The sequence below is a fragment of the Nucisporomicrobium flavum genome (assembly GCF_016464385.1).
Taxonomy (GTDB): Bacteria; Actinomycetota; Actinomycetes; order Mycobacteriales; family Micromonosporaceae; genus Actinoplanes; species Actinoplanes flavus_A.
Window position 1 is genome coordinate 278,180 of the sequence record NZ_JADMLH010000011.1, and the last position, 17,987, is coordinate 296,166.

The following is a 17,987-nucleotide window of genomic DNA, read 5'->3' on the forward strand; positions in this document are numbered from 1 at the left end:
TTGCTCGCGGCCCTGACCTACATCCGGTTGTGGGCCAGACCCACGCTGGGCCGCACGGCCTGGTACACCGGCGTGCAGCCGATGGTCACGCCGGCTTACGCTCAGCTACTCGCCGACACCAACCCGGCGCACATCCCCGCCCATGCCGCGACCGGCAGCCCACGCCTGGTATCGATTGGGCACGGCCGTGGTGGTCGCCGACGTACCGACCGACGCAGGACTCATCCGCGTCACCGTCGCCACCACCGGCGGCCGGTGGCTGATCGACAACGCCGCTGCGGCGCCCACACCATGACGCAGCCAACCCTTCTGACTGAGACGAGCGGGCGTGACACGGGCGCCGCGCCAGTGAGCCACGCCGCCTTCCTGCACCGGCGGCGGCTATGACCACCCGCGCCCTCGCCCTGGTAGTGGGCGCCTTCCTGCTCGTCGGCTGCTGCCTCGCCGCGCCGCTGCTAGTGCTGACCACCGTCAACGACGAATGCGCCCTCACGCCCGCCGTGTCGACATCCAGCAGCCAGCCCAATGCGGGAGAGTGGGACGCCGAGCAACTGGCGAACGCCCGCACGATCGTCAGCGTCGGCGCCGAACGGCGCATACCGGCCCGTGGTCAGATCATCGCGCTTGCGACCGCCATGCAGGAGTCCGGCCTGCATAACATCGCCGGCGGTGACCGCGATTCCATCGGTCTGTTCCAGCAACGCCCCAGCCAGGGTTGGGGCACCCCGGCTCAGATCCGTAACCCCGTCTACGCCGCTGGCAAGTTCTACGACAAACTCGCCACCATCCGCGGCTGGCGAACCATGCCGCTCACCGACGCCGCGCAAGCCGTCCAAGGCTCCGCCTACCCCAACGCCTACGCAAAGTGGGAAGACGACGCCACCACGCTCGGACAACAGCTCGGAGCAGGCCCCGGCAGCACGCCGGACTGCTCGACCGCCACAGCCGCGATGGCAGACCCGGTCGCTCGCAACCCCGACGGCTCATGGCCGGAAGAGCCCTGCAGCATCCGACCCGATCCAACCACCGGCTCCGGCTGCCTGACGCCACGGACGTTGCACCTCGTGCAACAGGCCAAAGCAGCCGGCTTCCCGAAACCGCGCTGCTACCGCGTCGACGATCACGGCGAGCACCCCAAGGGCCGCGCCTGCGACTTCATGATGACCCCCGGCGGCGAAGCGTCCGGAGCCCCGAAAGCCCGCGGCGACGCGATGGCCGCATGGGCCGTCGCCAACGCCGATCGCCTCGGCATCAAGTACGTCATCTGGTTTCGCCGCATCTGGACCCGCTCCGAGGGTTGGTACGCCTACGACAACCCCGTCGGCAATGACGACGCCTACGGATGGCACACGAACCACGTCCACATCAGCGTCGAGTGAAAAGATTGAAAGTTTCATCTGATGGTAGTTTCGCACTGTTGGCCAACGGCCGACGAAGCTGTCACCAGCGGGAACTCTGTCCGCAAGGAGACCTTACCGTTATGGCCGTGGTCGATGGATCATCCGGGTGGCTACCTAGTACTCTTTCATTAGAAGAACGATTCGTTCTCCAGATGAAGGGCGTCGTGGGTGGCTGTTCGCGTTGTCGATATTCCAAGCGCCGCGCACAGCCACATTACTCGAACACGTGTACTGAGGGGATCTCAGCGAGAGGGATAAGCGAGCCCTGATCGACACGGGCATGCCGGGACAGGGCGGACGGTACTGGATATAGGCGCTCTGCCGGAGACGACGCGCGTTCCGTGTCCCTCACAGGATCAGTTGCAGATCAGCGCGGATCCTGCTGCCGTCGCTGCCACGCCCACTCTCGTGCCTGTGATTCCCACGCTGCCATTTCGTCTCGCCAATCGTCACGCACGTACTCGTCCGCCATCTGCAGCAGTGCCTCCGGCGCGGCGGCAGCGAGTGCTTGTGCCGCATCTGTCCAAGGCGCGCCGCTGCATAGATGTTCGGCGAAAGAGGGCGTCGGCGCCGTCCTCTGCCACCATTGCGGGGTGGCCCGGAGCTGGGAGACCGGGTCACTGAGCATGTTCAGCGCGTCGTTCCTGTCAGCCGTAAGCGCCGCATCGGCGTTGTCCCCGGCGGTCAGCAGGCCGAGGTACTCCGCTCGGAGGGACGTCGGTTCCACGTTCCTCACCCAGGCACGCGCATGGTCGAAACGCCCTCTCCCCGCAGCGGCCAGACTTGCGTCGCCCCACATGCGCGACCGGCTGGCCTCGTCACTGACTGAGGCGATCAACCGGGGAACCAGCTCCGCCACGTCGGCGAAGCCGGCTTCTGCGACGGCATACGCGTCGGCCGGTTCACCGTCGCCCAGGACGGTTCTCGCCGCTGTGATGCCGCGCGCTGGTTCCCGTCCGAGCAGGTCGCGAAAGGCAGCGCTCCGGACTTGGTCACGTATCTGTTCGTCGCAGCTCTGCGCGGCCCGCCAAGCGCTGGCGAGCGCGCCGGTCCACAGCCACGCCTCCACCCCGAATCCGCACCCTTGCGGAGCTTCGCCTTCGGTGAGGTACGCGAGTCGGCTGGCCTGGTTCATGTCGCCCGTCTGCGCGACCACATCTGTCAGGTCCCTCAGCAGCAGTGCTCTTGTGAAGCCGGGCGAGAGATCGTCGTCGGGGAGAGCCCTAATGGCCCTTTCGGCCTCCGCGGCCATCTGCGACGCGACCAGCGTGTTGCCTGCCTCGTGCGCGGTCTGTGCCAGAGTGAGCAAGGCATCGGCACGGTCGCGTGCGTTCGGGAGGCGATGGGCCCCCCGCTCCGCCAGGGCGGCGTGCCCGACCTGATACGCGGTCTTCAGCATCTGCTTGACGCCGGTATCAAAAAAGTGGTCTGGTCGGTGCTGCTCCAGGATCTCGTTGAAGTGACCGAAAAGCATTGTCTGCTCCGCTGAGTGATCAGAAGCAGGTAGCAGCGTGGTCACCGCCGGTGCCCGCTTGACCACCGGCACGATCCGGGGAATCAGGCTCAGCGCCAGGTCAGGTGTACCCCGGTTGACCAGGTTGTCCGTAGTCGCAGTGAGGATCTGCGCCGCTGACGATTCTTTCAGCGTCTCGGCTATCGCGACGATGCTGTCGATCAGTGCTGCGGCAGCGGCGGGATCGGTGGTTGGTACATGTCGCAGGATTTCTGCCAAAGCGCTCGCGCGGTGCACCGCATCGGCGATGGTTTCGGCGATGCCGACGGCGTACGCGATGTCGCCGGTCATCGCGACCGCCGGCGCCAGGCGCAGAATCGTCGTGTTCCGGTTATCGATTTCCGGAATGGCCCGTCCGACCGCTTCGGCTTGCGACGCTAGCCGGGCCGCGTCGTCGGGCCGGCCGGTGTCCAGGAAAATCTCCGCGAGTTCGGTAAGTGTCTGCGCCAGAGCCACGGCATCGGTGTGCCGTAATGCAAGCCTGACGGCGGCTGCCGCGTCGCCGAGCCGGGCGGCCAGCCGAGCCGGCGCGGTAACTAGCTCGGTCCGATTCATCCGGACCTGCGGCCTTCCGGAGTCTTGTGTCAGCGCCTCGTCGACCAGTTTCCGCGCGCTTTCGGGGCGGCCTATCGCCAGCAGGGCGGTGGCCCACTCGAACGGCACCAGGTCTGCGAGGGTGCCTTGCTTCTCCATCCCGTCGGCGTATGCGTTTGCCCGGGCCGGATCGGTGGCTGCCCGGGCCGTCAAGACCTCGCACACGGCAATGCCGTGGTACCGGTAGAGATCAGGGGGACATCGGTCCGGGACTGCGGAGGCGAACCGGCTGGCCTCGTCGATCCGTCCTCGTGCGAGCAGCCAGCGGACCAGAGCCAGCGTCGCAGGCCCTGCTGCGAATGGCGGCGCCGTCGTGATCACGTCTCCGGCCCGGTCGATGTCGCCGATCTCCGCCAACGCGATCACCAGCTGGCATTCTTCGGGCCATGTCGCGATAACGGGGACCTTCATCGTCCGCTGGGCCTCGGTGATCAGATCCGCAGCCCGTTGCCGATCTCCGACCGCTACCGCAGGGGCGACCAGGGCAAGCCGGGCGCCAGCGCGCCACCGATCCGGCCGGAACGACAGATAGCCGCTTGCCGGCGGATGCGGATGATGCAGGGCCGGCGTATTCCAGTAGTCGTCGCCCGTCGTGTGCAGCATGGCCATTACCCTGTCGATCAGCGCCACGGCGGGCGATTTGTCACCTGCTGCGACGAGCACTTCGATCAGCCCTATGGTGGCTTGTGCGCGCGACGGCACATCGTCGTAGCCACTCAGCATCGCTTCGACCGTGCCCGCCAGCTCCAGACCATGCGCAATGTCACCTGCCGCGATCACAGTGCGGGCGAGGTCGATCAGTTCCCGCAACCGGCCATCACGGTCACTGACGCGTCGAGCCAGACCTTCCGCCCGCGCTGGCCGCCCAAGCCGCGCCAGCACGCTGGGCAGACCGCGTGCCACACTTCCGGCACGGTTGAGCAGGAAGTCGCGGTACATCGCCAGCCGGGCAACAACCGGCAGATCCGTGGAAGACCGGGCCGCGTGTTCGGCCATCACTGCGGTGATCTCGGCGAGAGCGGCATTGTCGTTCCCGCTCGCTTCCCGCAGCCGGGCCCAGCGGCGGGTATTACCAGCAAGCCTTAGCCGACGAGCGTGGTCGCCCGTGTCGCCGAGCATCACGAAGTAGCCGCGTAGCAGATACTCGGGGGTGTCCGCGGGCCATCCACCGGCCTCGAACGTTTCGGCCCAGGCGTGCAGTCTGCCGCGGGCATCGCCGGTCTCGGTGTTGTCGAGGTTGGCAGCCGCGTTGTCGTGCAGTTCCTGGTGTCCGAGGGTGTAAACGTGTTCGTCGTCAGCCGGCTGCCACATTGCCCGGCCGGGATGGTAGGAGCGGCCGGTCACGGCACCAAGGTGCCGGCTGATCTGGTAACGGCTGATGTCCTTGGTCAGCCAGGCGAGGTCGCCCAGGGTGAGCCCGTCACCCGCGGCGACGACCAGACTCAGCAGACGCCGGCCGACCGAGTCCCCCAGCAGTCGGTCAAGTTCCATCCGCAGCGAGTGTTTGACCACTTGCGCATGCGGTGAGACGGTGAGTAACTCGACGATCGCCTCATCCCGCAACGGATGGTGGTCAGGCACGTCACCGGGTATCGGAGGATTCAGCCGTGCGGACACGACGATCCGGACACCGTCGGGTGGTTCTGCTGGCAGTACGGCGGCGATACTGGCCGCGGCGCCGGCGCCCGCGTCCGCGGTGACTCCCGCATCCTCGTCGAGGCCGTCCACGAGCAGGACCAGGCGTTCCCCGTTCCGCCGGCACAGGTTCGCAGCGTCCGCCAGCAGGGCTAGAAACATGTTGTCGGACAGGTACGGGTTGACCGCGGGGGGAGGACGGTCGAGTAGCCGGGCCAGTTCCTCGATCATGATGGCCAGGAAGGCCTCGCGGCGGTTTCTGGTACCGAACCGGCCACTAATGAAATAGGGAACTAGCCGTACATTCTTTGGCGGTACTTTGCTGGCGAACCAGGCCAGCAGCGCGGACTTGCCCGCCCACGGGGATGCCCGCCAGACTTGATATGCCGCACCGTCGTCGCTGGTGCAAAACGCGGACAGTCGCTCCAACTCGTCGTCGCGGTCCAGCAACTCGTCGGGACAGAACCGCTCGACCTCCGTTTGGTACACCGCCACCGACGGTGGTGCAGGATGGACGTGGACGTCGCCGACAATAACGCCGGAGTTGCCCAGCCCCGGACCGTCGACGACGTTGCCGCCGCTGTCCTTGACCACGATTCGAAATGGCCGGCGCCAGCGCATTGCCCTATCTTCGCAGCCACGCCCACTGGTGTTATCGACCGAATGGTCCGCTAACGCAGACGGATGCCTGAGTTGGCGTCTCCGCCGTTGTCGGCCTTGCCGGCTCCGGTGTCTCGCACATGGATGTCGGGGGCGTCGCCGGCCCGCGCGTCCACCCCTGTGTTCACCTGGGACTGCGGGCCTTGCGCGGTAGCCGTGCCGGTACGGGCTATGTCGATGACGCGTTTCAGCGCCCCGCCAGAGGCCGGGAAGAAGTAGGGGGCCACCAAGGCTGCAACGGCGACAAGGGCGGCGACCACGCTGGCGGTCTTGTCCGCCGCGTCCAGCCCGACGTTAGCGAAGTAGACGATCAGGCCGACGACCATCACGGCGCACACCGCTCGGCCCACCCACAGTCCGACGCTGCTACGTGTTCGCACAGACGGCTCCCCAATCGTTGGCCCCGCTCAACACCTCATATCATCGGGGGGACACCGGCCGGAACATGGGCCGGATGCTGGCCCTTTCTGGACCCTACGCGCCGATGCGGTGAGAGACCAGACGCCGAATGCCTGACAACGCGGAAGGGGTAGAGCCAGATGCGTGTGCCCGGCTCTGTCAGTTAACTCAGGCTAGTCGCGATGAGATCAAGAAGCTTCGAGGAGAACAGGCGCTCACCGAGCGGCCCGACACTCCCTCCTGAGTGAGGCCGTCGGGCCTGGCACAACGGGTTGAAACCGTCGGGCAGATCCGAGAAGACGCCGGGCTTCGTCACCGTTCCCGTTGAGCACAGCAGTTGGACCGTGAACGCCGTCAACCTCCGGGCCGGGGAGACAGCTGGAGACAGCCGCAGACAGCTACACCGACGTGGGGTCGTAGCGGCAGGGTCGGTGCTGTGGCGGCTCGGACTGACGCTTCGCATTTCCATGTTCCCAGACGCGAAGGAACACGGGACCTGCCCGGTAGCGCCGGCTCACGCGTTGACACGGCCCTTGTGGCCCCGGCGGGTGCGGAACTCGTCGGGTCCCAGCGCCCGCAAGCGCACCGCGACTACACACAGCTCGCTGGCGACTACCAGCAGCCCAATCCGACAAGCCGTCGGCCACCCGACCCGACCCATTCGCAGCCTTGGAATATCCACACTTCCCCGGTACCGCTTGACCTCGACCGCCCCAACCCAACAACGCCCAAAGGAGCAGCGCATGCTGTCCAACACCACACCGCCCGCCAACCCAGACGCGCGGCCCCATACCCGTCTACTCCTCACACCGCTCGCGGTGGCCATGGCGCTCATCCTGGCCGGCTCGACGCTAGCCACGCCCGCCGCCCATGCGCAACCGCCATCAGCGGCCCGCCCGGGATGCGCCCGGCACAACCTGGCCATCACGCTGACCTCCAGTCCCGGCACATCGCCATACCGGCTCGCCGGATGGCTGTGCCGGCCGGCCCGCCCTGCCACGACCGTGCAGCTGTTCATCCCCGGGCTGACCTACACCCACCGCTACTGGACCGGGCCCGACCAGCGCACCGACTACACCGCCGCGGCGCTGACCGCCGGTGACGCCGTCTACCTCATCGACCGCATCAGCACCGGCGCCAGCGAACGGCCACCCGCCGACCAGGTCACCACCACCACCGAAGCAACCGTCACCCACCAGGCCGTCCGGGCGCTACGCGACGGCACCGTCGGCCGGTTCACCCGCGTCGTCAGCGTCGGACACTCCTACGGCTCGGTCATCGCGATGGCCGAAGCCGCCACCTACCACGACGTCGACGCGCTCGTGCTCACTGGCCTGTTGCACGACATCCGCATCGACGAAATGACCCGCTTCACCACCGACCTGTACCCGGCTGCCGCCGACCCCAAATTCGTCGACACCGCACCGCCGGACGGCTACCTGACCACCCGGCCCGGCAGCCGGGCCGGGTACTTCCTCGACCCGAACACCGCCGTCCGCGGAGCTGCCCACTGGGACGAGCAGACCAAGACGACCGCCACGACCGGCGAACTCACCTTCACCCCGGACGACGAGCTGGCATACAGCCGCGCCATCACCGCGCCCGTCCTGTTCATCATGGGCCAGACCGACACCCTGTTCTGCGGCCTTGGCCAGCCCTGCACCACACCGGCCGACATCTGCCAGCGCGAACACACCGCCTTTCCGGGCGGCACGCCACTCGCGGCGGTGACCATCCCGCGGACTGGCCACTCCATCAACCTGCACCGCACCGCCCCGCTGGCGTTCACGGCCATCACCACCTGGCTCCACCACCAGGACAGCGCAAGAGCTACACCGTCGGTGTCGTCGTGCCGGCGATGACCGGCGCTTACCCGCAGACCCGCCGCGACAGCCGAACCGCACCGGAGAGGACCACGATCATGAACCTTCCAGCAGCGAGCCACCGGCCCGCCCGACACACCCGGCGCCTGCCTCGCACGGTGGGCGGGCTCGACGACGCGCACCAGTTCTGGCCCGTGCGCCCGCTGACGAACTGGGCCAGCGGTGACCACCACCGCCACGGTAAGACCCGGGCCCAGCCCTACCCGCTAAGGCTCCTCGAGCCGGGAACCGGAGCCCCGCGATGAGCGAGAACCCGTCGGGTGGTGCCCACCTCGCCGCGCCGGCGGCGTCAGCGACACCAGGTATCGCAGGCGCCGACGCCGGCCCGGGGCGGCTGGATCACCTCACGCAGCTGTGCCGCACTGCGAACTTCGCCCGGCGTCACCTCGAGGCCACCGTCCTTTACGACGCCCACCTGACCTGGACCAGCTACGACGTGCTCCACCTGAGCGTCATGCACCGACCCGTCGACACCGGCGTCGTCGCCGCCCTAGCCCATGTCTCCAAAGGCTCCGTCACCCGCTCCGCGACCGCACTCATCAGGCGCGGCCTGCTGCGCCGCAGCATCCCCAGCACAGACCGCCGCCGGTCCCTGCTCGCACCCACCGCCGCCGGCTGGGCGCTCAACCAGCAACTACGCGCACAGCTCATAACCGAGCTGAACACCCTGCTCGACGCCGCCTCTGGCGCCGAGCGGCACGACATCGCCGTCCTGCGGCAGCTGATCACCGCACACCAGCAATGACCTTCACCTGCCAGGAGCCAACTCATGATCATGTACAACACCCTCATCGGCGTCGCAGCCGGCGCTGCCTTGATCCTCGTCCCGCGCTACTGGGCCTGGCTGCGCAACGAACGCATGCCTATGCCTTTGGTACGCGCACCGGCCGACCACAGCGGCTGGGCCGCCGTGTTCGGCGTCCTCGGCCTCCTGCTGACCGGACTCGGCGGCGCCATGACCATCACCCACCCGCTCGCCGAAGCCAAGCCCTACATCGACACGATCTTCGGAGAGCCAGCTTTGATGCTCGGCGTGCTGCTCTTGGCCGCCGCTTGGCGGATCAGCCGGACCACACCAACCTTCGCCCCCGATCGGCTGCCGGACGCGCTGGGCCCCGTGGGCGTCGTCGTCGTCATCCTCGGACTCGTCATGACCTGGTGCACCCTGGCGATCCTGCGCTTCGACGTCATCAGCGCTGCACCCGCCGAGGAACCCATCACCGGGCTCCTGCACCAGTACCCCGCCATCGAGAACACCTTCTTCGCCGTCCTCTACGGTGCCGCCGCGCTGGGCTGCCTGCTGTTCCCCTTCGCGGCCCGGCTCGGCAGCCACCGCAGCTGGCAGATCCTGTACTGGGCCTGGACGGTCGCCGGCATCGGCTTCGCGCTGTTCTCCGCGATGAACTTTTACACCCACACCGGCATGGTCGTGAACCTCGCCGACGGCAGCGACTACCGGTGGTAGGGCCCGTGACCGTTGTACATCCACCCGGAAGGCGGCGACTCATGGCCACCTCATCGATCACCGCGGCTGCCCGCACGGCCGCGGCCGTGCTCCTGGCGTTTGCGACTGCCGCGTGCCGCGACACAGGCAGCACCACCCAGCCCACGACCAGCGCATCAACCTCGTCGGCACCGGTGCATTCTGCCGGCCCGGCCCCGAGCGCCACCACCGCAGCTCACTACGTCAACCGGCGTGACGTCTGCAGCGCGCTGGACCACATACGTCTCACCCGCGATCTAGGCATCGACGCTGGCAACCTGGGACAACCCCGATTCAGCGACACCAGCACCTCGTCGATCGCAACCTGCAATCACCAATACGGGGGCGCCGGGATGCGCAGCTTGATCTCCCTGGAGGTCATGACCAGCAAGGCGGGAACGGCGCAAGCCTTCTACGAAGGCATGCGAGGCGCCCAGCAGAGGTCGACCGCGGTCACCGATGTGCGAGGGCTCGGCCAGCAGGCCGTCATCTACACCGATTCCCCACCGGCCCACATCTGCTGGCCTACGACGGGAATCTCTACCTGAGCATCGCCCTCATCCCGGTGAACAGCGCCGTCACCGAACAGCTGGACACAAGAGAACTCCTGGCCGCGTGCGCCCAGCACGTTCTTGATGCGCTCCGTCAAAGCTAGAAGCGGCCTCGACCGTTCTGGAGTGCCTCCTCCGGAACGGTCGAGGGCCAGCCGCAGTCGCACGCTCAATTTCGCTACCTCCTGCCACGCAGGAGCCCTGTCGCAGGATCGGTCTTCTGGACTGAGGCGTCGCCGGTCCTGATCCTCGCCGACGACGCGAGCCGGCACCTAATCAGCCCCCATCAGGGGTTGGGTCGTCGAGCTCGACTGCCTCGAGGACGCGCTGATATGCGGTATCCGCGTGCGCGGCAAGTTCGTCGGGACGGGCCGGGGCGTGAGACTGCGGGCGTGTGGCGTCGGCGGCGCGTACCCGCGCAGGGCGTCGTCGCCACGTCCTGCGTCTCGAGGTGGACGACGTCGTTAGGCGAATCCGGGATCATCGGGTTCCCGGTGTGTGGTACGTCCCTCGGCCCGCCTCTCCGCATCGAGGCTCCCGGCATCTGCGTCGTCCGGGTGATAGTGATTCGGCAGTGCAGGGTCCTGGGCGGTTGCGGAGATCGCGGTTGTCAGTCGGTCGACGTCGGCCGAGAGGGCGGCGATGCTGGCCTGAAGCGCGAAGGCGGACGATGCGGAACCTGCTTCCATCGCTTGGTTGAGCAGGGCGTTGTAGAGGTAGCCGGGCCCTTGTGTGCGATTCGTGGTGCCGCCGTTGAGCGTATAGAATGAGGTCGACGACAACGAGTTCCGAGCACTTGGGCTCTGAATTAGGGGACCGCGTTCGCCTGTGGGTGGAGCGGTCCTGTCGCCTATCAGGGACAGTTTCTTGCCGGTCGCGGCGTCGTGGATGGTCGCAACACTCGCGACCCGGCTCCACCATTGCGGTTCGTCGAACACCAGCGCGCGCTGGAAGGCCCAGGCGGTGACGTCGGGAAGCCACAGTGCGGGTTGGTGCCGGTCGTCGACGTGTTGCAGCCGCATTCGGGCGTTGATGTGCTGCCCGCGGACGAGGTGCCGGTAGGTGGTGATGTCGGGCAGGTCGCTGGGGTTGGTCTTGCGGCCTTGGAGCTGAGTGTCGAGTTGTTCGCGTGGGCTGGCGCGGGTGTCGAGCACGACGTCGCGAACCTTCTGGTCGTTGAGCTGGCGCAAGAGCTGTGTCAGTGCTGCTTGTCGGGCGGCTTCCTGGTGCTCGCCCAGGGGTGCTTGGGCGATCATGAGAGTCCAGCCGGCGTGGGCTTCGGTGGTGTCGAGCATGTCTTCGATGGGTTGGATGTGGCCGCGGCGGTAGAGGTCGCTGGCATGGAATTGCTCGTGGGGTCCGGCGGCTTGGCGGGCGGCGTCGATGACGTCGGGCAGGTCGTCGGCGTCGACGAGGACAGCGGCGAACAGGTAGGCGCCCGGGTGTTGGTGCAGGCGGATGAAGGCTTCGTCGACGAACGCGACTGGGTGCGTGGTCATGGCCGGATCCCGCTCGACCAGGTGATGAGTACCGAGATCGAGGCGGTTGTGTGAGTTTCAGGCACGGTCTGCCTCCGGCTCGGAGCGGTCGGGTGGTGCGTCGAGCTCGGTGTCCTCGAGGACGCGCTGGCGTGCGGCGTCGGCGTGCGCGGTGAGGTCCTCGGGGACAGGTCGGGCGTGAGGTTGCAAACGGGTGGCATCGACGGCGCGGACCCGGGCCGCGGTGGCGCGGATGGTGTCGGCGAGGGAGTTGGCGTCGTCGGCGAGGTTCTGCGCGCGGCGCGCGGCTTCGGCGGCGGCGGCGAGGCCGGCGTAGCGGGTAGGTAGCGCCTCGGTGTACCAGCCGGCCCATCTCTGGTGCTGGCCTTCGAGTTCGTGAACGCGATCGCGTGCAGTGGAGATGCGTTGACGTGCCGTGGTGAGCCGGTCCTTTAGTTCGTCGACGGTGGTATCAGCGCGGAGCGCGTCTGTCTTGGCGTGCTGGTGGCGGATCGCGGCCCGGGTGTGTAGGGGGCCGGCGTGCCACCACCGTGGCTTCATGGTGTCGGCGTGCCGGGCTGCAGAGGCGGCGGCGGTTTGGGCGGTGGCCAGGTCGACGCGAGCGTCGCGGAGGTGGTTCTCGGCGCCGACGAGTTGGGTGTGGGCGATGCGGAGCTGCCCGGCGACGTACGTGGGAGCGTTCTGGTCGGCGTCGCGTTGCGCGGCGATGAGTGCTCGAAGCTGCCCGTCAGTGGCGGAGCTGATCTGCCCGGCGAGAGTGGCGACTCCCAGCACGGTCTGCGCGCGCTGCCATGCACCCCACCTGCCGACGTCCCGGGTGGAGGGTTCGGGACCGATCGGGTCGTCGCTGTTGATGCTGTAGCGATCCCGGTAGGCTGCGACCACCGCGGCGCGACTGGTCCATTGCCGGTGCCCGGCCTGATCGTCGGGGAGCGCCCCCAGCGCGGCGGTCCAGGTGGGTTGTTCTAAGGCGGCCTGCTGGGCGAGGGCGTCGATGCGGGTGTCGCAGATGGCTGTGACCTGGCGGAGGGCGTCGCCGATGTCGCCGTCAACGGCGGGTGTGCGCTGGGTGTAGGTGCCGGCTTGGGCGGGGCTGAGCGCTACGGCGGGGTCGGGTTGCAGGTCGCGGTATGCCTGATCGATGCGCCAGGCGAGCACCGCGGCGGTGTCGCGGGCACTGGTGAGTTCGCGTTCGGACGCGATGGCCGCGAGGACTTGGTCTGGGTCGTATCCGGCGGCGGCCAAGGCGTGCAGGCGACCGGCGAGTGCGGGCATGGCGGGGTCGGCGGCGAGGTTGTCCGCGACTCTTTGTCCGGCCACGTGGCGGACGACGGTGGTGTATTGGTCGGTGCTGGCGCGGGCGGTGAGGTCGTCGTAGATGGGTCCCCAGTGCCGCAGGTTGTCGGCGTCGGCCCAGAGTGTTTGTTCGGTTTCGGTGGCGGAGCGGTCGGTGCCGTCTTGGCGCAGGATCGAGGCGAGCACGGTGATTCCGGCGGTGGCTGGTGCGGGTGGGTGTGCTTCGGGGGGTTCGTCTGCGGTGACGACGGCGAGTTGGTTGGACAGACGGCCGCGGGTGGCCATGACGTAGAGCCGCGGGCGGGTGGTGGCTTGGTCGATGATGGCGCGGGCGACGTCGACGGTGCGGCCTTGTGCGGAGTCGACGGTGGCGGCGTAGGCGAGTTGGACGTGTTCGGTGACGTAGTCGCCGGGCAGATTCGTGGTGGCGTGGCTGGTTTGGTTTTCGACGAGTAGGGCGCCGTCGGGGCCGAGTGCGAGGATGCGCCATTGGGTGCGGTTGGCGACGAACGTGTCCCCGGCGAGCAGGGTGCGGTTGTTGCGGCGGGTGACAATCAGGTCCCCGACGCCGGCGTGGGTGCCGTCGCCGAGGGTGACAGTGGGCCCGGCCTGCACGATCCCGGCGCGGATGAGTAGGCGCCGGGCTTGGGTGGCGATGTGGGCGGCTTCGGCCTGAGTTTCGACGAGAATCAGGCTGCTGCGGCCTTGCAGGACGTCGGCGGCCCACCCGTCGAGGACGTGGTGGATCAGCTCGGTGCAGTGCCCCGCGATAATCCGCCCGCGGCGGTCGTATTCGGCGAGCACGGTGGTGTCGCCTTCGCGCAGCCGCAGTGAGGCGGGGCCTTCCCAGGGGTCGGTGAACCGGCGGACCTCGCGTAGCTGCGTGGTGGTGCCGAGGGAGGCGAGGTAGCGGAACATGCCGCCGGGCCCGATCGCGGAGATCTGCTCGGGGTCACCGACCAGGATCAGCTTCCCGGCGACGGGTTCGAGGAGCTGGCTGAGGCGGACCAGGTCGAGCGTCGAGGCCTGTGACGCCTCGTCGATGATGACCCACTGACCGGGCCTGAACGACCAATCAGCCAGGGTGGTGCCTTCGGGCGGCATCGCTTGGGCGTGTAGCCACATGGCGATGTTCTCGGTGCGGATGCCGGGTCGATGTCCGTCGCGGGTGGCGTCGGCGAGCACGAACGCGGCGTTCTGCCCGACCGTCAAGCCGAGCACCGGCACACCGGCCTCGCGCGCGGCGACGCCGACAGCTCGCTGCAGATAGGTCTTACCGGTGCCGGCCGGGCCGACGATGCCGGTGACCCGGCGGCCGTCGCCCACAGCGAAGTGCAGGGCGGCGCGTTTCTCGTCCGACAGGTCGAGCCGGTCCGCGACCGCGTCGAGCAGCGCCCGGGGTGCGGCCGTGGCACCGCGGCCGGTGGCGTAGGCGATCAGTTCCTTCTCGGCGGCTAGGACTGGTTCGGTGGACAACTTCAGGTCCCGGTGCCGGCCGTAGATGCTCTGCCGATCGGATCCGCGGACCAGCGTTTCACCCCACTCGAGCAACGCTGGCGGAGTCAGCACCCGTAGCCCGCCGGCCCGAGCCTGAATCGCTTGGGCGGCATAGCGCTGCACCTGCCGCCAGTCCGAGCGCCGGTCGGCGCTCGGACTGACGTGCAGCTGGCGGCCTATAGCGAGCTCGAGATGATCGACGCTGAACACGGCCCGTTCGGCGCTGAGTTCGTCGACAGCGCGTTCGACGGCCAGGTGCGGCAGGCGGCGGATCGCGGCCGTGATGACCGGATGCCGTTGCTCGTCGCGTTCCAGCCCGAGCCGGACGGCGGCAGCGTCAAGGTCTGGCACGCGCACCGGCCGGCCAGCGCAGCGGCGCTGCGCGAGACGGATGATCTGTCGTGCCTGCTGGTCGACAGGGTCGAGCGTGCGGCCCGCGGCGATCCGGCGGACGTCGGCGGTCGTGTCGAAGCCCGCCTGCCGGTCCTCGCGCCGCCACCGGGCGACGGCTTCATCGGTCGATTCGGGGCCGTCCTTGGGCCGGCGGGTGCGCAGAGTGGCATCCTGCGCGGAACGCCGCCACCGGCCGGTGGGGATCCATTCGCGGCCGGTGCCGGGATCGCCGTGGCGGCCGTCGAGCTCGGTTTCCACGGCGGCGCGTCGCTTGGAGTAGTGCAGGATCGCGCGGGGGCCGAACCCGACGACTTCGCGGATCGGGGAGTCTGCACGGGCGGCGAACCGCACGCCGAGGCGGCGCCCAAGTTGGTGTTCCACGGCGCGTTCGTAGGCGATGCGGGCGGCGATTGTGGCCTGGTAGAACGCTTTGCTGTCGAGCGCGAGCCAGGTTTCGCGGCCGTCGCGGACGACGCGGACTTTTGAGCTGACGATGATATGGGAGTGCAGTTGCGGGTCTTTCTCCCGGGACATGCGGTGGTCGAAGACCGCGGCGGCGAGGCCGTCGGTGTCGACCTGCACGATGCCGTTGGTGCCCAACCGGGTGAACGCACCGTGTGCTCGCAGGTGCTCCAGGGCGGCGCGCACGCCGTCGTGGTGCGATGCCATCACCTCGCGTTTGACCCGGGCGTCGCCGAACGCCCACAGCAGGCTGACGCTCTTGACCGGGGAGACGGTGACGTCGAACCCGGCGACCGGGTGCCGTTCCGGGGCGGTCCAGATCCGCAGCCACACCTGGGCGATCTGCTCGTAGGTGGCGTCCTCGGGTAGCGCCTTCCACGCCTTCTCAACGGCGGCTTGGCGGGCGTCGTCGTCCAAGGCCTCGAATTTGCGCCACAACCGGCCGAGTTGTTCCCCGGTCTCCGGGTGGCGGCCCTCGCCGATGAGGTTCTGTAACTGCTTCTCGGTGACCTGTCCGTATACGCCGAACAGAGCATGGCTTTGGCCGGCCCACCAGCCGGGAGCCTCACCGTGCGCGGTCGGGTCGGCGTGGTAGGCGACCACTGTGCTGGGTGCAGTGGGCCGGAAGTCGTGCCGGCCGGTGGCCACCTGCTGCGTCAGGTAGGCGATCCCGGCCCCTGGCGAAATGCGGGTTACCGAGAGCATGCCGCCGAGCGTAGGCACCCGCCAGGCGCCTTTGCGACATTGAAATGCCAGGGGGTGTGCTAGCTCTGAGAAGAGGTTGAAGAGTGACCTGAGCTCTCTGCTGATGAGAGATGGTGTGAGCAATTTTGAACGATTGAGGGACCATTTACAACTAACATTCAACGACTGCTAGGTGTGGAGGGCTAGCCTGTGAAATAGGTAGCGTCGAAGCTATGGCTAGCAAGGGAACGAACAAAGCTATTGAGGCGCTGCAGCGGCGGCATGAGGCGGAACGTGCCGCGTTGAAAGCGGCGACGGATGCGGGGGCGGCGGTCCGCCTGGCGCAGGAGCGGCGGGCGGCGGAGCTCGCGCGTCTCGATGAGGCGGTGGCGGAAGCGGAGGGCCGCGCGGATGTGGCGTTGGCGGTGCTGGCGTCGCTGATGGCACCGGATATTGCTGCGGTGCTGACGGAGGAGACTCCGGCGCGGGTCCGGCTGGGTCAGCAGCGTGCATCGGCTGACGACGTCAGTGCGAGGGTAGGTGAACTGTCCGATGGTGCTCCGGTGGTGCGGCGCCGAGGTCGTCCGCGTGGAAGCGGGCGGCCCCTGGCAGGAGGGGAGGCGGCTCGGTCCGTTGGCGGCCTGACTGCGTCTGGTGCCTCGACGGTGGCGGTAAGTCCGGCAATGTCGGCGGAGGCGTCGCCTAGCGAAGGAAGATGACGGCGATGACGAGCATGGCGGTGGCCGTGAGGGCAAGCCCGACTCCCGCAATGGCGGCGATGGGGCCGATCCGGGCAACGCGGCGGCCCCACTTGTCGTTGTTGATCAGCGGCATGGCATCTCCTCAATGCATGCGTCAGTGAACACTAGGCCGTGGCGTCCGCAGACCGCTTCAACGTGCTTGGCTGTTGCGGGGTCGTGGCGTTGTCCAGGACCGATGATTAGTTGGATCTCGGCGGCGAGTGCAGCCAGCTCGTCGATGGTGAGAGTCGCCGTGTGAGGGGTGCTGAGGGGCATCGTGGGCTCCGTCTCGGCGGTGGTCGTGGTGTTGAGGCGATGCGCGGGGCGGGTTAGGCTGGTTGCGGCCTTTCTGCCGGCGTGTACGCGTCGGTGTGTCTGGTCGACGTTGGCCGGCGGACTTGCCCGTACATCTCTTTGGAGGTGTCCCCGAGAGGGGCCGTCGGCCTCTTCAATTTCGGTTCGCTGTGCGCTGGTATCGCCGTGGGCGGGCGGGCGCGGCAGCCCGTGTCGGCGTGCTCGATGCGCGTCGACGCGGTATGCGCGTAGCGGCGTGGCCTACATGTGCCGGTGATCGTTTGATGCAGTGATGCCCGGAGACCGTGACGGCCCCCGGGCATTCGGTGCGTCAGAACGGGCAGGGCCAACCGTCGGTGTTCACCGGCGGGGTTGCCGCTGCGTACAGGATGCCGACGACGGCGGGGCTCTCGCAGATTCCCTCCCGCTCGGCGTCGGCGGTGAGGGTGGCGCTCATGCCGTCGGGCACCTTGGCGTACATGCTTGCAAGCTCGATCGCGGCTGCCGGGTCGGTGACTTCGCGGAAGTCCGTGCCGATCTCGAACGTGGGAGCGTCAAATTCGTTGTTGTCGTCCGTGAGGTAAACGTGAGTGAAGAACGATCCGAGCGGGCGGTCCCATCCGACGATGACGCAGGAGACGGTGTCCGGGTCGAGCGGGGTGAGGTCGTGACGGCTCACGATGTGGCCTCTCTTCTATTGTTTGTGCCTGTCGACGTCGTCAGGGTTTGCCCTCCCTGACTAAACTCCATCCTACACCATTCATCGACATATATCTATGAATGGCGCAAGCGGTTTTCGCGAACTTATACGCTTTCTTTTGGCGCATCGGAAGGGTGTTGTCGCAGGTGGCGGCGACGGTTTTGACCCTGCGGCATTTTTTCGGCCGCAGGCGGCGAGCTTGCTCGCTCGGTTGCGGCCGTCGGGAGCCAAATCCGATGCGGGGCTTTCGAGTAAAAGATTATGCGGGGTTTGCATAATGTTTTAGGAGCCCGCAGCGGATTTG

12 protein-coding genes are annotated in these 17,987 nt (G+C 67.8%); 6 read left to right on the forward strand and 6 right to left on the reverse strand.

What is annotated here, in order from left to right:
• Window positions 1-142 precede the first annotated feature (142 nt).
• Together IT780_RS26030 and IT780_RS26035 are read left to right on the forward strand one after the other, a co-directional pair.
• Window positions 143-295 (forward strand): hypothetical protein, encoded by a 153-nt coding sequence (locus IT780_RS26030; protein ID WP_199514284.1) that lies wholly within the window; start codon window positions 143-145, stop codon window positions 293-295.
• Between the two features lie 88 nt (window positions 296-383).
• The gene (locus tag IT780_RS26035) at window positions 384-1,379 is read left to right on the forward strand and encodes a VldE C-terminal domain-containing protein (protein WP_199514285.1); all 996 of its coding nucleotides are present in this window, start codon (window positions 384-386) and stop codon (window positions 1,377-1,379) included.
• A gap of 388 nt (window positions 1,380-1,767) precedes the next feature.
• Here IT780_RS26035 and IT780_RS26040 read toward each other — a convergent pair whose 3' ends face one another.
• Together IT780_RS26040 and IT780_RS26045 are read right to left on the reverse strand one after the other, a co-directional pair.
• Window positions 1,768-5,736 carry a hypothetical protein gene (locus tag IT780_RS26040; RefSeq protein ID WP_199514286.1) on the reverse strand — a complete coding sequence of 1,323 codons (3,969 nt, stop codon included), beginning with the start codon at window positions 5,734-5,736 and terminating at the stop codon, window positions 1,768-1,770.
• Between the two features lie 77 nt (window positions 5,737-5,813).
• Entirely contained in the window at window positions 5,814-6,131 is a 318-nt protein-coding gene (locus tag IT780_RS26045) for a hypothetical protein (protein WP_199514287.1), read from the reverse strand.
• 813 nt (window positions 6,132-6,944) lie between these two features.
• On the opposite strand from IT780_RS26045, the gene IT780_RS26050 reads away from it, so the two are divergent.
• The 4 genes from IT780_RS26050 to IT780_RS26065 all read left to right on the forward strand — a co-directional run bounded on the left by IT780_RS26050 (window position 6,945) and on the right by IT780_RS26065 (window position 10,115).
• Window positions 6,945-8,063: an alpha/beta hydrolase gene (locus IT780_RS26050; RefSeq protein WP_199514288.1), complete on the forward strand. Its 1,119-nt coding sequence runs from the start codon at window positions 6,945-6,947 to the stop codon at window positions 8,061-8,063.
• Between the two features lie 262 nt (window positions 8,064-8,325).
• The gene (locus tag IT780_RS26055) at window positions 8,326-8,829 is read left to right on the forward strand and encodes a MarR family winged helix-turn-helix transcriptional regulator (protein ID WP_199514289.1); all 504 of its coding nucleotides are present in this window, start codon (window positions 8,326-8,328) and stop codon (window positions 8,827-8,829) included.
• 24 nt (window positions 8,830-8,853) lie between these two features.
• Window positions 8,854-9,549, forward strand: a complete 696-nt coding sequence (locus IT780_RS26060) for a DUF981 family protein (protein WP_199514290.1) — start codon at window positions 8,854-8,856, stop codon at window positions 9,547-9,549.
• 41 nt (window positions 9,550-9,590) lie between these two features.
• Window positions 9,591-10,115 carry a hypothetical protein gene (locus IT780_RS26065; protein WP_199514291.1) on the forward strand — a complete coding sequence of 175 codons (525 nt, stop codon included), beginning with the start codon at window positions 9,591-9,593 and terminating at the stop codon, window positions 10,113-10,115.
• Window positions 10,116-10,582: 467 nt separating this feature from the next.
• Here IT780_RS26065 and IT780_RS26070 read toward each other — a convergent pair whose 3' ends face one another.
• The 4 genes from IT780_RS26070 to IT780_RS26080 form a co-directional block, all read right to left on the reverse strand.
• Complete coding sequence (locus tag IT780_RS26070) at window positions 10,583-11,617, reverse strand: hypothetical protein (protein WP_199514292.1); 1,035 nt, start codon at window positions 11,615-11,617, stop codon at window positions 10,583-10,585.
• Between the two features lie 57 nt (window positions 11,618-11,674).
• Window positions 11,675-15,970 carry a MobF family relaxase gene (gene mobF, locus IT780_RS26075; protein ID WP_199514293.1) on the reverse strand — a complete coding sequence of 1,432 codons (4,296 nt, stop codon included), beginning with the start codon at window positions 15,968-15,970 and terminating at the stop codon, window positions 11,675-11,677.
• A gap of 681 nt (window positions 15,971-16,651) precedes the next feature.
• Entirely contained in the window at window positions 16,652-16,783 is a 132-nt protein-coding gene (locus IT780_RS42830; RefSeq protein WP_267910143.1) for a hypothetical protein, read from the reverse strand.
• Window positions 16,784-17,314: 531 nt separating this feature from the next.
• Window positions 17,315-17,662, reverse strand: a complete 348-nt coding sequence (locus tag IT780_RS26080; protein ID WP_199514294.1) for a hypothetical protein — start codon at window positions 17,660-17,662, stop codon at window positions 17,315-17,317.
• Between the last annotated feature and the right edge of the window lie 325 nt (window positions 17,663-17,987).

Excerpts from the sequence above, each read along its gene's own strand:
- IT780_RS26035 (WP_199514285.1), top strand. The coding sequence starts at position 384 with ATGACCACCCGCGCCCTCGCCCTGGTAGTGGGCGCCTTCCTGCTCGTC.
- IT780_RS26050 (WP_199514288.1), top strand. The coding sequence starts at position 6,945 with ATGCTGTCCAACACCACACCGCCCGCCAACCCAGACGCGCGGCCCCAT.
- IT780_RS42830 (WP_267910143.1), bottom strand. The coding sequence starts at position 16,783 with ATGCCGCTGATCAACAACGACAAGTGGGGCCGCCGCGTTGCCCGGATC.
- IT780_RS26030 (WP_199514284.1), top strand. The coding sequence starts at position 143 with ATGCCGCGACCGGCAGCCCACGCCTGGTATCGATTGGGCACGGCCGTG.
- IT780_RS26055 (WP_199514289.1), top strand. The coding sequence starts at position 8,326 with ATGAGCGAGAACCCGTCGGGTGGTGCCCACCTCGCCGCGCCGGCGGCG.
- IT780_RS26070 (WP_199514292.1), bottom strand. The coding sequence starts at position 11,617 with ATGACCACGCACCCAGTCGCGTTCGTCGACGAAGCCTTCATCCGCCTG.
- IT780_RS26060 (WP_199514290.1), top strand. The coding sequence starts at position 8,854 with ATGATCATGTACAACACCCTCATCGGCGTCGCAGCCGGCGCTGCCTTG.
- mobF (WP_199514293.1), bottom strand. The coding sequence starts at position 15,970 with ATGCTCTCGGTAACCCGCATTTCGCCAGGGGCCGGGATCGCCTACCTG.
- IT780_RS26065 (WP_199514291.1), top strand. The coding sequence starts at position 9,591 with ATGGCCACCTCATCGATCACCGCGGCTGCCCGCACGGCCGCGGCCGTG.